This is a genomic window from Rhizobacter sp. (assembly GCA_021153565.1).
Lineage (GTDB): Bacteria > Pseudomonadota > Gammaproteobacteria > Burkholderiales > Burkholderiaceae_C > Albitalea.
In genome coordinates this window covers 1-15,197 of the sequence record JAJKJU010000335.1, presented here as the reverse complement: position 1 = coordinate 15,197, position 15,197 = coordinate 1, and the positions used below count along the sequence as shown (strand labels likewise).

Annotated in this window: 13 protein-coding genes and 1 pseudogene; 6 read left to right on the top strand and 8 right to left on the bottom strand. The window is 62.1% G+C overall.

The features are described from left to right. Positions 1–395 precede the first annotated feature (395 nt). A complete protein-coding gene (gene metG / locus AC30NL_RS20650) occupies positions 396–2,471 on the top strand; it encodes a methionine--tRNA ligase (RefSeq protein WP_489465859.1) in 2,076 nt (691 codons plus the stop codon). Positions 2,472–2,474: 3 nt separating this feature from the next. Then, the gene (kdoO, locus tag AC30NL_RS20645; protein WP_489465858.1) at positions 2,475–3,359 is read left to right on the top strand and encodes a Kdo hydroxylase KdoO; all 885 of its coding nucleotides are present in this window, start codon (positions 2,475–2,477) and stop codon (positions 3,357–3,359) included. A 173-nt stretch (positions 3,360–3,532) separates the two neighbouring features. Here kdoO and AC30NL_RS20640 read toward each other — a convergent pair whose 3' ends face one another. Continuing rightward, the gene (locus tag AC30NL_RS20640) at positions 3,533–4,297 is read right to left on the bottom strand and encodes a spermine/spermidine synthase domain-containing protein (RefSeq protein ID WP_489465857.1); all 765 of its coding nucleotides are present in this window, start codon (positions 4,295–4,297) and stop codon (positions 3,533–3,535) included. 12 nt (positions 4,298–4,309) lie between these two features. After that, on the bottom strand, positions 4,310–5,056 hold the full coding sequence (locus tag AC30NL_RS20635; protein ID WP_489465856.1) for a YoaK family protein: 747 nt from the start codon (positions 5,054–5,056) through the stop codon (positions 4,310–4,312). A gap of 107 nt (positions 5,057–5,163) precedes the next feature. On the opposite strand from AC30NL_RS20635, the gene AC30NL_RS20630 reads away from it, so the two are divergent. Both AC30NL_RS20630 and AC30NL_RS20625 read left to right on the top strand, forming a co-directional pair. Next, positions 5,164–5,412 (top strand): hypothetical protein, encoded by a 249-nt coding sequence (locus AC30NL_RS20630; protein ID WP_489465855.1) that lies wholly within the window; start codon positions 5,164–5,166, stop codon positions 5,410–5,412. Positions 5,413–5,431: 19 nt separating this feature from the next. After that, a complete protein-coding gene (locus AC30NL_RS20625) occupies positions 5,432–7,141 on the top strand; it encodes a SulP family inorganic anion transporter (RefSeq protein ID WP_489465854.1) in 1,710 nt (569 codons plus the stop codon). A gap of 26 nt (positions 7,142–7,167) precedes the next feature. On the opposite strand, the gene pgi is transcribed toward AC30NL_RS20625, so the two are convergent. Continuing rightward, a complete protein-coding gene (pgi, locus tag AC30NL_RS20620; protein ID WP_489465853.1) occupies positions 7,168–8,763 on the bottom strand; it encodes a glucose-6-phosphate isomerase in 1,596 nt (531 codons plus the stop codon). Continuing rightward, on the bottom strand, positions 8,760–9,710 hold the full coding sequence (tal, locus tag AC30NL_RS20615; RefSeq protein WP_489465852.1) for a transaldolase: 951 nt from the start codon (positions 9,708–9,710) through the stop codon (positions 8,760–8,762). Before tal ends, pgi begins: the two co-directional genes overlap by 4 nt. Before the next feature lie 197 nt (positions 9,711–9,907). Here tal and zwf point away from each other — a divergent pair, with 197 nt between their 5' ends. Together zwf and AC30NL_RS20605 are read left to right on the top strand one after the other, a co-directional pair. Continuing rightward, on the top strand, positions 9,908–11,362 hold the full coding sequence (gene zwf, locus AC30NL_RS20610; protein ID WP_489465851.1) for a glucose-6-phosphate dehydrogenase: 1,455 nt from the start codon (positions 9,908–9,910) through the stop codon (positions 11,360–11,362). Positions 11,363–11,579: 217 nt separating this feature from the next. Then, positions 11,580–12,436: pseudogene (locus AC30NL_RS20605) on the top strand (MurR/RpiR family transcriptional regulator). Positions 12,437–12,645: 209 nt separating this feature from the next. Here the strand turns inward: AC30NL_RS20605 and AC30NL_RS20600 are convergent. The 4 genes from AC30NL_RS20600 to mlaD all read right to left on the bottom strand — a co-directional run bounded on the left by AC30NL_RS20600 (position 12,646) and on the right by mlaD (position 15,075). Next, positions 12,646–12,924, bottom strand: a complete 279-nt coding sequence (locus tag AC30NL_RS20600; RefSeq protein ID WP_489465850.1) for an STAS domain-containing protein — start codon at positions 12,922–12,924, stop codon at positions 12,646–12,648. 11 nt (positions 12,925–12,935) lie between these two features. Further along, positions 12,936–13,562 carry an MlaC/ttg2D family ABC transporter substrate-binding protein gene (locus tag AC30NL_RS20595; protein WP_489465849.1) on the bottom strand — a complete coding sequence of 209 codons (627 nt, stop codon included), beginning with the start codon at positions 13,560–13,562 and terminating at the stop codon, positions 12,936–12,938. Between the two features lie 128 nt (positions 13,563–13,690). Further along, entirely contained in the window at positions 13,691–14,581 is an 891-nt protein-coding gene (locus AC30NL_RS20590; protein WP_489465848.1) for an MlaA family lipoprotein, read from the bottom strand. Continuing rightward, positions 14,578–15,075 carry an outer membrane lipid asymmetry maintenance protein MlaD gene (mlaD, locus tag AC30NL_RS20585; RefSeq protein WP_489465847.1) on the bottom strand — a complete coding sequence of 166 codons (498 nt, stop codon included), beginning with the start codon at positions 15,073–15,075 and terminating at the stop codon, positions 14,578–14,580. Before mlaD ends, AC30NL_RS20590 begins: the two co-directional genes overlap by 4 nt. Between the last annotated feature and the right edge of the window lie 122 nt (positions 15,076–15,197).

Genomic DNA, 15,197 nt, shown 5'->3' with positions numbered 1-15,197 from the left:
GAAGATCGTGATGCCGGGCAGCGGCAGCTGCATCAGCACGATCAGGTCGCTGTGGCTGAAGAGGGTGATGCCCTCCTTGTAGCCCACGAGCAGGTGCTGGGGGTCGTCGAGCGGGCTGGGGAAGGTGGCGTTGCTCATCGTATGTGTTTCGGTCTTGCTGCATCGAGGTGGACGCCATTTTTGGTGTGCCTTGGCGTCGAGAACGGCGCAGCATATTCAAGAAATCCCGCGTTGGAAGTCGCTCTTATGGGGGTGGGCTTTGAATTTCCGCTCGCTGCGGCCGAGAACGCGCATCGCAGGGACGGGTCCATGCGATGGCTGATTCTTCGGGCTTGCCCCTGAGCCTAGAATCCCCGTTCCCCCCTATCACTTGTGGCCACAGGCCCCCGCCGCCCATGACGCGCAAGCTTTTCGTCACCACCGCCCTGCCCTACGCCAATGCGCCATTCCACATTGGGCACATGATGGAATACATCCAGGCCGACATCTGGGTTCGTTTCCAGCGCATGGTGGGCAACGAGGTGCACTTCGTCTGCGCGGATGACGCCCACGGCGCGCCGATCATGATTGCAGCCGACAAGGCGGGCAAGACGCCCCAGCAGTTCGTGGCCGAGATCGCCGCGGGCCGCAAGCAGTACCTGGACGGTTTCCACATCAGCTTCGACAACTGGCATTCGACCGACGGCGCCGAGAATCACGAACTCGCGCAGGACATTTACCGCGCCTTGCGCAAGCAGGGACTGATCGGCGAACGCAACATCGAGCAGTTCTTCGATCCGGTGAAGGGCATGTTCCTGCCCGACCGCTACATCAAGGGCGATTGCCCGCGTTGCAGCGCGAAAGACCAGTACGGCGACAACTGCGAGGTCTGCGGCGCGGTGTATTCGCCCACCGACCTCAAGAACCCGTACTCAACGCTCACCGGCGCGACGCCGGTGCTCAAGAGCAGCGATCACTACTTCTTCCAGCTCTCGGCGCAGCGCTGCATCGACTTCCTGCGCGAATGGACGAGCAAGCCGGGCCGCTTGCAACCCGAGGTGCTCAACAAGATCAAGGAATGGTTCAGCGTCGATGAGCAAGGCCACGTGGCGCTCAACGATTGGGACATCAGCCGCGACTCGCCCTATTTCGGCATCGAGATTCCCGACGCGCCGGGCAAATACTTCTACGTGTGGCTGGATGCGCCGGTGGGCTATCTCGCGTCGCTCAAGAACTATTTCGCTAAGACAGGCAGCGACTTCGACGCCTTCATGGCCGACCCCGAGGTGGAGCAGATCCACATCATCGGAAAGGACATCATCACCTTTCACACGCTGTTCTGGCCGGCGATGCTGCATTTCAGCGGCCGCAAGGTGCCTGACCACATCTACGTGCACGGCTTTATCACGCTCGGGGGCGACAAGATGAGCAAGAGCCGCGGCACGGGCATCTCGCCGCTCAAGTACCTCGAGCTGGGCATGAACGCGGAATGGCTTCGTTACTACATCGCAGCCAAACTGAACGCCAAGGTCGAAGACATCGAATTCACGCCGGACGATTTCGTGGCGCGCGTGAACAGCGACCTGGTGGGCAAGTTCATCAACATTGCAAGCCGCGCGGCAGGCTTCCTCAGCAAGCGTTTCGATGGGATTCTTGCGTCGGATCATGCAGCCGACGGGACCAAGCTGCTCCAGACCTTGATGACCCAGTCGCATGAAGTGCAGCGGCTGTATGAAGAGCGCGAATTCGGCAAGGCCTTGCGCGAGGTCATGCTGCTGGCCGACCGCGTCAACGAGTACGTCGACCAGAACAAGCCGTGGGAACTCGCCAAGCAGCCCGGCACAGACGCGCGGCTGCACGAGGTGTGCTCGGTGTGCATCGAGGCGTTCCGGCTGCTCACGATCTACCTGAAACCCGTGCTGCCGGCCCTGGCCCGCGAGGTTGAGAACTACTTGCGTGTCGAGAATCTGAGCTTCTCGGATGCGGACAAATTGTTGGGCAAGCATGTGATCGGGGCCTATACGCACTTGATGCAGCGGGTCGATCCGAAGATGCTGGTCGATCTGTTGGCCGCGCCAGCCTCGGCCCCGCCTGCAGCCGTCGAGGGCAACGGCGCTGCCGAAGACGATCCGGGCGGGGAAGCGATCGCCGAGACCATCGCCATCGGCGACTTTGCCAAGATCGACCTTCGCATTGCCAAGATCGTCAGCGCCGAGCACGTCGAAGGCTCCGACAAGCTGCTGCGCCTCACCTTGGACGTCGGAGAAAGCAAGACACGCAACGTGTTCAGCGGCATCAAGTGCGCTTACAAGCCGGAAGAGCTGGCGGGCAAGTTCACCGTGCTCGTCGCCAACCTCGCTCCGCGCAAGATGAAGTTCGGCGTGAGCGAAGGCATGGTGCTCGCCGCGAGCCACGCCGACGAGAAGACCCACCCGGGCCTCTACATCCTTGAACCCTGGCCGGGTGCGACGCCGGGCCTGCGCATTCGCTGAAAGATGACCAACCAGCCTGTCGACATCGTTCGCGAGTTCCCCGACACGTCGTGGGCCGACGACGGCCCCACGCGCGGCGTCGAGGCCGTGGTCGAGGACGGCCAGGTGCTGAGCTTTCCGAGGCTGCCTTTCGTGCTGAGTCATGACGAACGCCGCTTCCTCGACGAGAGCTGGGCCGACGGCAAATCGAAGAACATCTCGGTGCGCTGGCCCACCGGCGAGCTGCGCGGAGCTTCCGGCAGCGCGGCCGACCTGGAAGCGCTCAAGGCCATGGTCGTTCGCTACGCCGATCAAAGCGAGGCCTTCGCATTGCGGCTTTTTCCGCATTACCGCGGCAAGTTGCGCCGCGGGAACACCTCGTTTCGCCCGACCAATGTTGCCGGGCGTGAATCGAGCTGGCGCAAGGACGACACGCGGCTGCACATCGATGCCTTCCCGTCCAACCCCATGCACGGCATGCGTTTGCTGCGCGTCTTCTGCAACGTCAACGAAGAGGGCAAGCCACGCGAATGGCGCGTCGGCGAACCCTTCGCGGCACATGCACGGCGGTACCTTCCGTCGATCACGCGGCCCATTCCGGGCTCGGCGTGGCTGATCAAGAGCATCGGTATCACCAAGCGCCGGCGCACCGAGTACGACCACGTGATGCTGCAGCTTCACGACCACGCGAAGGCAGATCTCGAGTTCCAGAAAGACGGCCCGCAGGCACGTGTCGACTTTGCGCCGGGGACGACATGGGTCGTTTACAGCGACCAGGTGCTACACGCCGCGATGGGCGGTCAGCACATGATGGAGCAGACGTTCTATCTGGATGTGGAAGACTTGATGCGGCCGGAGACGTCTCCCCTGCGCACGCTGGAACGCTTGCTGCATCGGCCGCTGCGCTGAGAGGCTGAGAGTATTTCGATCAAGCCCGCTCATCACGCCAAAAGACCCCTGCTCGTCGTTGCAAATGCTCGCCATAGCCCGGGCTATGGCTGCGCTTTGCGCCTAGATCAGGGGTCTTTTGACGTGCTGCTCGGGCACGCTCGAAAAACTCTCAGCCTCTGAGAGGCTGAGAATCAAACAGGCAGGAACTCTTGCAGCCTGCGCCTCATGCGAATCGCGCTGGGTCGCAGGGTTCGCCGGTGAACCTCATCCAGGGCCGCCCAGCGTTCGTCCCACTGCAAGGCTGCGCAGCTGAGGACCGCCGGCTCGGCTGCGAAGACGATCCGGTTACCGCCGGACTCGACGTCGACCACGAGCACATCGGCATCGAACACTTTGCAGATTCGCTGCGTCAGCATGGCGCACTGTGGCTCATCGTCGTGCAGATTGACCGCCAGCACACCGGTGTTGCCGATCAACCGGCGGCAGTTGGCATAGAAATCCGGAATGGAAAGGTCTTCGGGTTGCCCGTCGTAGTTGAAGCCATCGACCAGAACGACGCTGCAAGGGCCGCGCGCGGAACGGACGAAGGCGGCACCGTCACCGCGCACCACGCGAAACCGCTCGCCATCGGCCGGCACGAGGAATTCGTCGCGCATGGCGATCACGTGCGGATTGATCTCGACGACGGTGAAGTCAGTCCCAGGCAGGTGGCGGTGGCAGTACTTGGCCAGTGAACCACCACCCAGGCCAATCATGAGCATCGATGCGGGCGAAGGCAGCAACATCAGGAAGCCCATCATCGCGCGCGTGTAGTCCAAGTCCAGCGCAAACGGATCGGCACGCCGCATTCGGCTTTGCGTGGCAGACATGTCGAAATGCATTGCCACCGTTCGTTCGTCTTCGTATACGTAGGGCCGCACGAGATGCGGATCGACGGGCAGGAAATCATTGAGCAACGAGGACACTCCTCAGCGGTTCAGTGTGCGAAGGTCGCGCCAAAGCGGCGGCGCGGCCAAAGCCATGAGCAAGGCGGCGATGGGCACAGTGGCGGTGAAGCCCGCCCGCTTGAAAGCCACAGCACCGACGAGTGCACCCATGAAGAAGATGGCGAGGATGGCGCCGTGGATCTTGAGCTTGTCGCGATCGGCCCGAACGAAATGCTCTGCGTTGACCCGCTCGGTGCGGTTCCAGTAAACAAGTCGCCCGATCTCGATTCCAAGGTCGGTGATCACGCCGGTCATGTGGGTGGTGCGGATCTCCGCCCGCGAAATCTTGGTCACGATGGCGTTCTGCAGGCCCATGATGAAACACAGCAGCAGCACGGTGGACGGCACGAACACGTCGATGAAGAGTTCGAGATTGGCCCCGAGCAGGCCGAAGACCAGCAACAACAGTGCCTCGATCATCAATGACAGCGCGAATTCGCCCTGCATCTTGCGGCGCCTTGCCCAGTTGATGAGCACGGCCGTGGTCGCCGCGCCGCCGACGAAGGCCAGCAAAGCCGACAGTCCGGCCATGGCAAGCGACGCATGTCCGAGCACGACGTCGTCGGCGATGGATGAAACCACCCCGGTCATGTGAGAGGTGTAGCGCTGCACTGCCAGGAATCCACCCGCGTTGACCGCGCCCGCGACAAAGGCGAGCACACCGCCCAGCTGACGATTGGCACGCCGCGTGCGGTCGCGGGCGGTAAGGCGGTGGAAGAATGAAGTCATGTCGGCAAGGACTTGGACTTGCGAGCCTCATTTTATGCGCGTAGCATGCACATTAAACACATATAACATTAACATGCCAGCACAACCAGCCAGATTGGTCACGATCCATGGAACTGAAGACGGCACGCCTGACCCTGCTGATTGACCCCGCGAAGAAGACCGCTTTCGAGCGTCTGTGCGCGCAGCAGGATCTCACCCCATCGCAGGTCGTGCGGCAACTGATCCGCGATTACCTCGCCGAGCACGGCGTCACTTATGTTCCCGGCGCATCCCCCGAGGCCGTGGCGGCGCCTTCGCACTCCACAGCAAAAAAGCCTCGCCACACCGACCCCGCCTCGACGCGAAAGCGCCGATGAGACATTCGTCCGCACTGCCATGCCCCGGCTCTCGCGCCTGTACTTCCGTCCGCGTCTGATCAGCGCGCTAAAGGGCTACAAGCGCCAAGACTTCATCCACGATCTCGGGGCAGGTGTCACGGTGGGCGTGGTCGCCCTGCCCCTTGCGATGGCCTTCGCCATCGCCTCTGGCCTCAAGCCCGAGCAAGGCATCTTCACCGCCATCGTCGCCGGCCTCGCGATTTCAGCGTTCGGCGGATCGAACGTGCAGATCGGCGGGCCGGCAGGCGCGTTCATCGTCATCGTCTACGGCATCGTCGAGCGTTACGGGCTCACCAACTTGCTGATCTCCACCGCCCTCTCCGGTGCATTGCTGTTCGCGATGGGCGCGATGCGTCTCGGCGCACTCGTGCGCTACATGCCCATCACCATCGTCATCGGATTCACCAACTGCATTGCCGTGCTGATCGCCTTGTCGCAGGTTCGAGACCTGCTGGGCTTGAAGATCGACAAGCTGCCGGGCGATTTCTTCGCGCAGATTCACGCCTTCGCATCGAACATCCACACATTCAATCCGTATGCGCTCGCGATCGGCCTCTCGTGCTTGGGCGGGCTCTTCCTGTGGCCGCGATTGTTTTCGCCCGGCACGCTTCTGCCCGCGCAAGTACTTGAAGGAATCACCTTGCGCACAGCATCGCGCATGCCCGGACCGATCCTGGCCCTCGTCACCCTCACCATCGTGGCGTACGTGTTGCAGCTTCCAGTTGAAACCATTGGCTCGCGCTTCGGCAAGATTCCTCAAGGCCTGCCGACGCTTGCGCTGCCGCCTTTCAGCTGGGAAAGCGCCAAGCAGTTGTTCATCCCGACGATCACCATCGCGTTGCTTGGGGCAGTGGAGTCGCTGCTGTGCGCGCGCGTGGCCGACAACCTGAGCGACTCGCCGCGCCACGATCCGAACCAGGAGTTGATGGCGCAAGGCATTGCCAACATCGTGTCGCCGATGTTCGGCGGCATGCCCGCCACCGGCACCGTCGCCCGCACCGTGACGAGCATCCGCGCCGGCGCTCGCACACCCATCGCGGGCATCGTCCACGCGCTGACCCTGCTCGTCATCGTGCTCGTGGCAGCGCCGCTGGCGGAATACATTCCCCTGGCCGCGCTTGCTGGCATCCTGCTATTCGTCGCATGGAACATGGGCGAATGGCACGAATTCGCGCGGCTTCACAAGTTCAGCCCGCAGTACCGCATGGTGCTGCTGGGAACATTCTTTCTGACTGTCGTCTTTGACCTGACCGTGGCAGTCGAAGTGGGGCTGCTGCTCGCCTGCGTGTTCTTCATCTATCGAATGAGTACGCTGTTTCGCGTGGAGCCGCACGAGGCTTCAACGGACGAGGTGCGCGTGGTTCGGTTGTACGGATCGCTCTTTTTCGGCGCAGTGGCGAAACTCGAACCGATCGCGACGAGCGTTGGGCCGGCGACACGCGCCGTGGTGCTCGAAGCGCATCGGCTCATTTCAATGGACACCTCGGGTCTCGATGCCTTGGAACAGTTGCATCGCTCGCTGGAACGCCAAGGTGTGCGGCTCATGCTGTGCGACCTGAACGAGCAGCCTCGCAGTCTGGTTGAACGGTCGGGCTTCAAAGACGTGATCGGGGCATCGAACGTGTTCACTGATCTGCTGTCGGCGGTCTCAGAGGCTGAGAGTTTTTCGAGCGTGCCCGAGCAGCGCGTCAAAAGACACCTGATCTAGGCGCAAAGCGCAGCCATAGCTCGTCTTCACGTGGTCAAGCGTCGCAGCAGCCCCGCGGTGGAGCCATCCAGCCCCTCCACGTCGCCCGACGTGAGCCGGGGCAACAGGTCATGGCACAAGGCCTTGCCCAGCTCCACGCCCCATTGGTCGAAACTGTTGATTCCCCACAAGGCGCCGCTCACGAACACGCGATGCTCGTAAAGCGCAATCAGCGAGCCGAGGCTTGCCGGAGTGAGCTGATCGAGCAGCAGCGTGGTGCTCGGACGGTTGCCGGGGAAGGTGCGATGACGAGCGATGGTTTGCGCATCGAGTTCCCTCGACGCCGTAGGCGCCTTTTCAGTGGCCGCCTGCTCCGTGGTTTTGCCAAGCATCAGCGCCTGTGCCTGCGCCAATCCGTTGGCGAGCAGCTTGGAGTGAAGATCGGTGAATGCGTGCGTCGGGTGCCTCACCAGAACGAACTCGACCGGAATCACGTCCGTGCCCTGGTGCAGCATCTGGAAGTAGGCATGCTGCCCATTGGTGCCCGGTTCGCCCCACACGACCGGGCTCGTCGCGTACGGGAGGTCCTTGCCATCCAGGTCCACGCGTTTACCGTTGCTCTCCATCTCGAGCTGCTGCAAATACGCCGGCAGCCGCTTCAACCCCTGGTGATACGGCGCCACGCTGCGGCTGGTGAAGCCATGAAAGTTGCGATACCAGACATCGACGAGAGCGAGCAGCACCGGCAGGTTCTTGGCGAGCGGGGCGCCAGCGAAATGCCTGTCCATGTCGTGCGCACCTGCGAGCAATGCACGGAAATTATCGGCGCCGATGGCCAGCGCGATCGACAGACCGATGGAAGACCAGAGTGAATATCGGCCGCCGACCCAGTCCCAGAATCCGAATGTCGTCTGGATGCCGAATTCCGCTGCCGCTTTCACGTTGGTCGTTGTCGCGACGAAATGCTTCGCGATGTCGGTACCGCCGTTGCTCGCGAACCAAGCCTTCGCGACTTGCGCGTTGGCCATGGTTTCCTGTGTCGTGAACGTCTTGCTCGCAATGATGAAGAGTGTCTCTGCCGGCTTGATCTGGCGTAGCACCGGAGCGATGTCATGGCCGTCGACGTTCGAGACGAAGTGAAAGGTCATTCCCGGATGCACGAAAGCATCGAGCGCCGGCACCACCATCTGCGGCCCAAGGTCGCTGCCGCCGATGCCGATGTTCACGATGTGGCGGATGCCGCTCGCCTGTGTGTCACGCACCGTCTCGACGTACGCCAGCATGGCCTCGAGCACGCTGTGCACCTCGCTGCTGAACGGGGCCTGTCCACGCGGTGCACGCAGCGCAGTGTGCAGAACCGGTCTGCCTTCGGTATGGTTGATCGGATCGCCTTTGAACATCGCATCGCGTCGTGATTCGATCTGGCACTCGCTCGCCAGGTCGAGCAGAAAATGCAGCGACGCCGTATCGATGCGGTTCTTCGACAAGTCGGCGAAGACGTTCGGCGCCTCGAAGCTCAGTGCGCCGAAGCGACCGGGGTCGCGCGCAAAGGCTTCACGCAGATCGAAGTCGCGGCCATGCGCTTCGTAGTGGCCACGCAGCGCGTTCCACGCTTCGGTTTGATCGCAGCGGGGGGTATTCATAACAGGGCTTCAATCATGATGTCGAGCTTGGCGGCATCAGCGGCGAAGGCGCGGATTCCTTCGGCAAGTTTCTCCGTGGCCATCGCGTCGTCGTTGAGCGCGTAGCGGAAGCTCGCTTCGTTGTAGGTCACCGCGTGGATGACCGCGGCTCTGGCCACTTCGGGATCGAGCGCGCGTCGCAGCGGCGCTTCGCTCGATTGCAGGGTGGCAAGCAATTCGGGGCTGATGGTGAGTAAATCGCAGCCGGCGAGCGCAGTGATCTGGCCCACATTGCGAAAGCTCGCGCCCATCACCTCGGTCTTGACGTCGAACTTCTTGTAGTAGTTGTAGATCTGCGCCACGGACCGCACGCCCGGATCATGAGCACCGGCGTTGGCGCCTTCGTCCCACTTCCCTCCTGCCGACTTCTTGTACCAGTCGTAGATGCGGCCGACGAATGGCGAGATGAGCTTCACGTCGGCCTCACCGCAGGCCACCGCCTGGCAGAAGGAAAAGAGCAGCGTGAGGTTGCAGTGAATGCCCTCGCGCTCAAGGATGCGCGCCGCCTGGATGCCTTCCCATGTCGATGCGATCTTGATCAGGACACGCTCCTTCGCAATGCCTGCCTCCTCGTACAGCGTGATGATGCGGTGAGCTCGCGCGACAGTCGCCGCGCAGTCGAAGCTCAGTCGCGCGTCGACCTCGGTCGAGACACGGCCGGGCACGACTTTCAGGATCTCCCGGCCAAAGCGCACCAGTACCTGGTCAACGACTTCTTCGTGCGGCCAACCTTTGAACTGGGCCACGGTTTCCGCGAGCAGTGGAGCGTAGTCGGGCTGCTGGACCGCTTTCAGGATGAGCGAAGGGTTGGTGGTGGCATCTCTTGGCGCAAAGGCCGCGAGCTGCTTGAAGTTGCCAGTGTCGGCAACGACGGTCGTGTATTGCTTGAGCTGGTCGAGTTGGTTCATGGCACCGTCCTGATCAGGCCGTTGTGAATTGCATTAGAACCCGAGCCGAAGGCGAATCGTGCCGTGACCGCTTTCGCTCACAGGTAAGCGACCTTTCGAAGTGTCGCACCGAAACCCCGCTGGCGACCTTGAAACGTTGACCGGCCCAAGAAACGTGGGCATGATTCCCGTGAAACTAAATTACATCAGACGCGGAAATGTCCTTCGATCTCGTCTTCTTTGGAGGCACCGGCGATCTCACGTGGCGCAAGCTGATGCCGGCACTTTTCCAGGCATTTCGGCATGGCAAGCTGCCACCGAACGGGCGCATTCTGTCTGTGGCGCGTGACGAGCTGACGGACGACAAATACCGCGTCTGGCTCAAGGATCGCTTCCAGGACGTCGTCGACGCCAAGCGTCCTAGCGACGAGGAATTCGAACGTTTTGCCCAGTTGGTGCACTACCGCCGGATGGACTTGTCACACCCCGAGGACTACCTCAAGCTCAAGAAGTGGCTGGAAGAGCGCAGCGCGGACACGGCTGTGCTGTATCTCGCGACGAGTCCACACCTCTTTCCCATGATTTGCGAGCAGTTGGGCGCCGTGGGCCTGAATGGTCCGAGCATTCGCGTGGTGCTGGAAAAGCCGTTGGGCCATGACCTCTCGAGTGCGCAGGAAATCAATCGCGTCGTGCGCTCGGTGTACAGCGAGACACAGGCGTTTCGTATCGACCACTACCTCGGCAAGCCCGCCGTGCAAAACCTCATGGCGCTGCGCTTCGGCAATGCGCTGTTCGAGCCGCTGTGGCGCCGCGAAAGCATCGCCAACATCCAGATCACGCTCGCCGAGGATCTGGGCGTTGGCACGCGGGGCGACTTCTACGACCGGACCGGCGCGCTGCGCGACATGGTCCAGAACCATGCGCTGCAGTTACTCACCATGGTCGCGATGGAGCCGCCTTCGCGAATGGATGCGGATGCGATTCGCGACGAAAAGCTCAAGGTGCTGCGTTCGCTCAAGCCCTTTACCGACGAAAGCGTGGCGCGCGACGTGATCCGCGGCCAATACCGCAAGGGCACGTCCGCAGGCAAGCCGGTTCCTGGTTATCTCGAGGAAGCCAAGGTGCCCGCAGACAGCAAGACCGAAACCTTTGTCGCGCTGCGCACCGAGGTCGAGAACTGGCGATGGGCTGGCGTGCCCTTCTACCTGCGGACTGGCAAACGGCTGGCAGCACGCGATGCACAGATCGTCGTGAACTTCCGGCCGACGCCACACAGCATCTTCCCAGGCGTCAACCAGCCCAACAAGCTCGTGATCAAACTGCAGCCGGAAGACGGCCTGGAGCTGCACCTGCTCGCGGTCAAGGGCGCGGGACAGCAGGAGTCTTTGAGCCCGGTCTTCCTCGACCTGGACTTCGAAAAGGCATTCGCTGAAAACCGCGTAGGCGCCTACGAGCGCTTGCTGCTGGATGCGATTGCCGGGCGCCTCAATCTCTTCGTTCGAAGCGATGAGCAGGAACAGGCATGGCGGTGGGTCGAGCCCGTGCTGGATGCCTGGAAGCGCGACAACGCGGCATCCGGCGGGCCTCGCCCCTATGCAGCGGGTACGTGGGGCCCCGCAGCGGCGAGCGCACTAGTGGCGCGCGACGGCTTTGCGTGGGCTGAAGAACAATAAGGATTTGGCGCAGGCCTCAGAGGCTGAGAGTTTTTCGATCATGCCCGCTCATCACGCCAAAAGACGCCTGCTCGTCGTTGCAAATGCTCGCCATAGCACGAGCTATGGCTGTGCTTTGCGCCTAGATCAGGCGCCTTTTGACGTGCTGCTCGGACACGCTCGAAATACTCTCAGCCTCTCATGAGAAGGCCGCGCGTTGGAACGGTAGACAAAGATCATGCTGGACCGGATTCGCGCTTCCATACCCGCCCTGCCGCCGGCCGAGCAGCGCGTTGCGAAGCTGGTTCTCGCCGACCCACGCAGTTTTGCGAGCCTGCCCGTCGGAGAGCTGGCGGAACGCTCGCAGGTGAGCAAGCCCACCGTCGTGCGTTTTTGCCGGAGCGTGGGCTATGACGGTCTTGCCGATTTCAAACTGAAGCTCGCGGGCAATGTCAACGAGGGCGTGCCCTTCGTGCACCGTTCGGTGGCTGAAGACGATAAGCCGGGCGACGTGATCGTGAAGGTCATCGACAACGCAGTGTCTGCGCTGCTCAAATACCGCAACGATGCGGCCGGACATGCCTTCGAACGCGCGATTGCAGCACTTGCCGCTGCGGGCCGTGCGGGCAAGCGTATCGAGTTCTACGGCGTCGGCAACTCCGGTATCCTGGCACAGGACGGGCAGCACAAGTTCTTCCGGCTGGGCGTAAACACCGCGGCGATCAGCGACGGACACGTCCAGGTGATGGCAGCGACCATGCTCACGCCGGGCGATTGCGCGGTGATCATCAGCAACTCAGGACGCAGCCGCGATCTGCTGGATGCGGCCGACATTGCACGTCGCAAAGGCGCGACGGCGATTCTCATCACGGCCAGCGGATCGCCCCTCGCCCAGACGGCCCAGGGCAACAACCAGATCCTGCTGGCTTGCGACCACCCGGAAGGCTACGACCTCTACAGCCCGATGGTGTCGCGGCTGCTGCATCTCATGGTCATCGACATCTTGACCACCGCCGTGGCACTGCGCCTTCCCGGCGAGTTGCGGCCAATGTTGCAGGAGATCAGCGCGCCAAGCGCTACGCGCAGCCGGGGTGATGGCGGTGTAGATGTCGCAAGCCGGGTGCAACCCGGTTTAGGACATGGCCCGGAACAAGTTCCCGTTTTGGGGGCGCTGGGCCGGGATGCGATGCAAGGCGCTCCGAGCGCCGTGTGGCGAGCCACACAAGTGAGGAGCAACGCCGCAGCAAGCCCGTCCAGCACCCCCAAAACGGGAACTTGTTCCGGGCCATGTCCTTACTGCCGGGCTACGAATTCGCAGCGAAGGACAAGATCGGATCGACGCCGTAGAGCTTGGCCAGCGATGTCAGTTTTGGCGGGGCATGCTTCACGCTGAAGGCTTTGCCCCAAGCCTGCGCAAGCCGCTGACACTCCAGCAATACCGCGATGACCGAGGTGTCGAATTGCTGGAGGCCCGAAGCGTCAATCACCACCGGACCTTCAGGCAAGCGCTTGAGAGCCTGGGCCAGCATGGCGCGTGCATCGCGCGCTTCCTGCATCGTGACGGTGGCGGGCAGCAGCAACATGTCGTCGTGCCTTAACTGCGGGCCGCGGCGGCCTTGTTGCGCTCGGCCATCTTCGCAATCAGCCCGTCGATGCCACCGGCGCCGATTTCCTGAGCGAAGGTGTTGCGATAGTTTTCGACCAGCCATACGCCGAGCACATTCACGTCATAGATCTTCCAATCTTCGCCTGACTTTTCGAGCCGGTAGTCGAGCTGGATCGGGTCGCCCTGGCCGCGAATCTCGGTCTTCACAACCACTTCATTCGGATCGGTGCCGGGACGCGTCGGCTTGAGCTGAACGGTCTGGTCCTTCACCTGGGCCAGTGCACCGGAATAGGTGCGCACCAACAGAATCTTGAATTCATCCTGCAGGCGCTTTTGCTGCTCGGGCGTGGCTTGACGCCAGTAGCGGCCGACAGCGGAAGCCGTCATGCGTTTGAAATTTACATGCGGCATCACCTTGGCGTCCACGAGTGCAATGATCTTTTGCACATCGCCCTGCTTGATGGACTTGTCGGACTTCAGCGAATCGAGGACTTCGGTGGACACCTGCTTGATCAGGGCTTCCGGGGCGCCCGGCGCAGTCTGCGCACTGGCGGCACCGCTGGCAAGCATCAGTGCGGCGGCGGAGAAGAAGAGAGCAATTCGTCGAGAAAACATTCATTACCTTTCTAAGCCCAGCTCCGGGTGGAGCACGCGGGTTTGGAGTACATCGGCACTGGTGAGTTCTGCGCCAATCGACGCCCACCCGGTCTGCACAACGCGGTGGGCGCCACACCGGTTGGCGATTATTTTGTTGCAGGCGGCGTCGGCGGGGCTTTGTCAGCTGGCTTGTCGCCCGCGGGTTTGAGATCGGCAGGTTTTGAATCGCCGGGCTTGGTCTCGGCAGGCTTTGCGTTCACTGGCGGGGTCTTGCCGTCATCCACCGTCTTCGATTCGTCGGGCGTGGGTGGCTCCTCGCCGTCATACACGAGACTTCGGCGGCGTTGCAGGTAAGCATCGCGCACAAAGGTGTACTTGTCGATCGCGATGTCATCGAGCACCTGGCTCGCACCTAGAAGGCTCGCGCGCGTGTTCACAATCTGCAAAGCGGTGATCTCCCATTTCACCGCCCCGTCGTGAAAGACGAGCGCTGGCGACACCGCACGATCGAGGGGCAGCGCAATGGATTCGCGCACGCTCGATGGGCCGAACAGCGGCCACACGATGTAGGCCCCCGGACCGAAGCCCCAGGCGCCAAGGGTCTGCCCGAAATCTTCGTATTGATGATCGAGCCCGAACTCGGTCGCCACGTCGAGCACGCCGCCCAGCCCGAACACGGTGTTGGTGCCGAAGCGGACCACATCGTGCAAGCCGTTGGACACTTTGCCCTGCAGGAAGTTGTTGATTGCAGACCAAGCGTCGGCCGCGTTGCCGAAGAAGTTGCCGACGCCGTTTCGCACAGGCCGCGGTACGAGATTGCTGTACCCCACGGCGACCGGCTTCAAAACGTTTTCGTCGAGCTTTTCGTTGAAAGTAAAGACCTTGCGATTCCACTTTTCCCACGGGTCCAGCTTGTCGCCCGCTGTCGTCGCTCCGAGCGTGGAACAGCCTTGCAACAAGATGGCGCCGACGAGCAGCGAGACCCAGACGAACAGCCGCCCGAGCCGGACGGCGCCGGTCGTGGCGTACTCGTTCATTTTCTTGCTCCAGGCGTGCTTGCGGCACTGCTGTTGCTGCCTTCCGCAGCCTTGCTGAACAGGAACTGGCCGATCAGGTTCTCGAGCACCACGGCGGATTGCGTCTGCTTGATCGTGTCGTTGGGTCCGAGGTTCTTCTCGTCTGCGCCGGGCTCGATTCCCACGTACTGGTCGCCGAGGAGACCCGAGGTCAGGATCTTGGCCGACGAGTCGCGCGGAAACTGCACGCTCTTGTCGAGATCCATCAGGACCAGACCCTGGAAGGTCTTCGGGTCCAGCGTGATCGAGGTGACGCGGCCCACCGTGACACCCGCGCTGCGCACTGGGGATCGAGCCTTGAGGCCGCCGATGTTGTCGAAGCGCGCGCTGACGTTGTAGCTGTCGCGCGTGCCGAAACTCGCAAGGTTCGCTGCCTTCAAGGACAGGAATACCAAGCCTGCGAGCCCAAGCAGCACGAACAATCCGACCAGTGTTTCGATTCCCTTTTTCGACATGATTCTTTCCTTTTGCGACCTCTCAGAGGCTGAGAGTTTTTCGAGCGTGTCCGAGCAGCGCGTCAAAAGGCACCTGATCTAGGCGCAAAGCACAGCCATAGCCCGGGCTATGGCGAGCATTT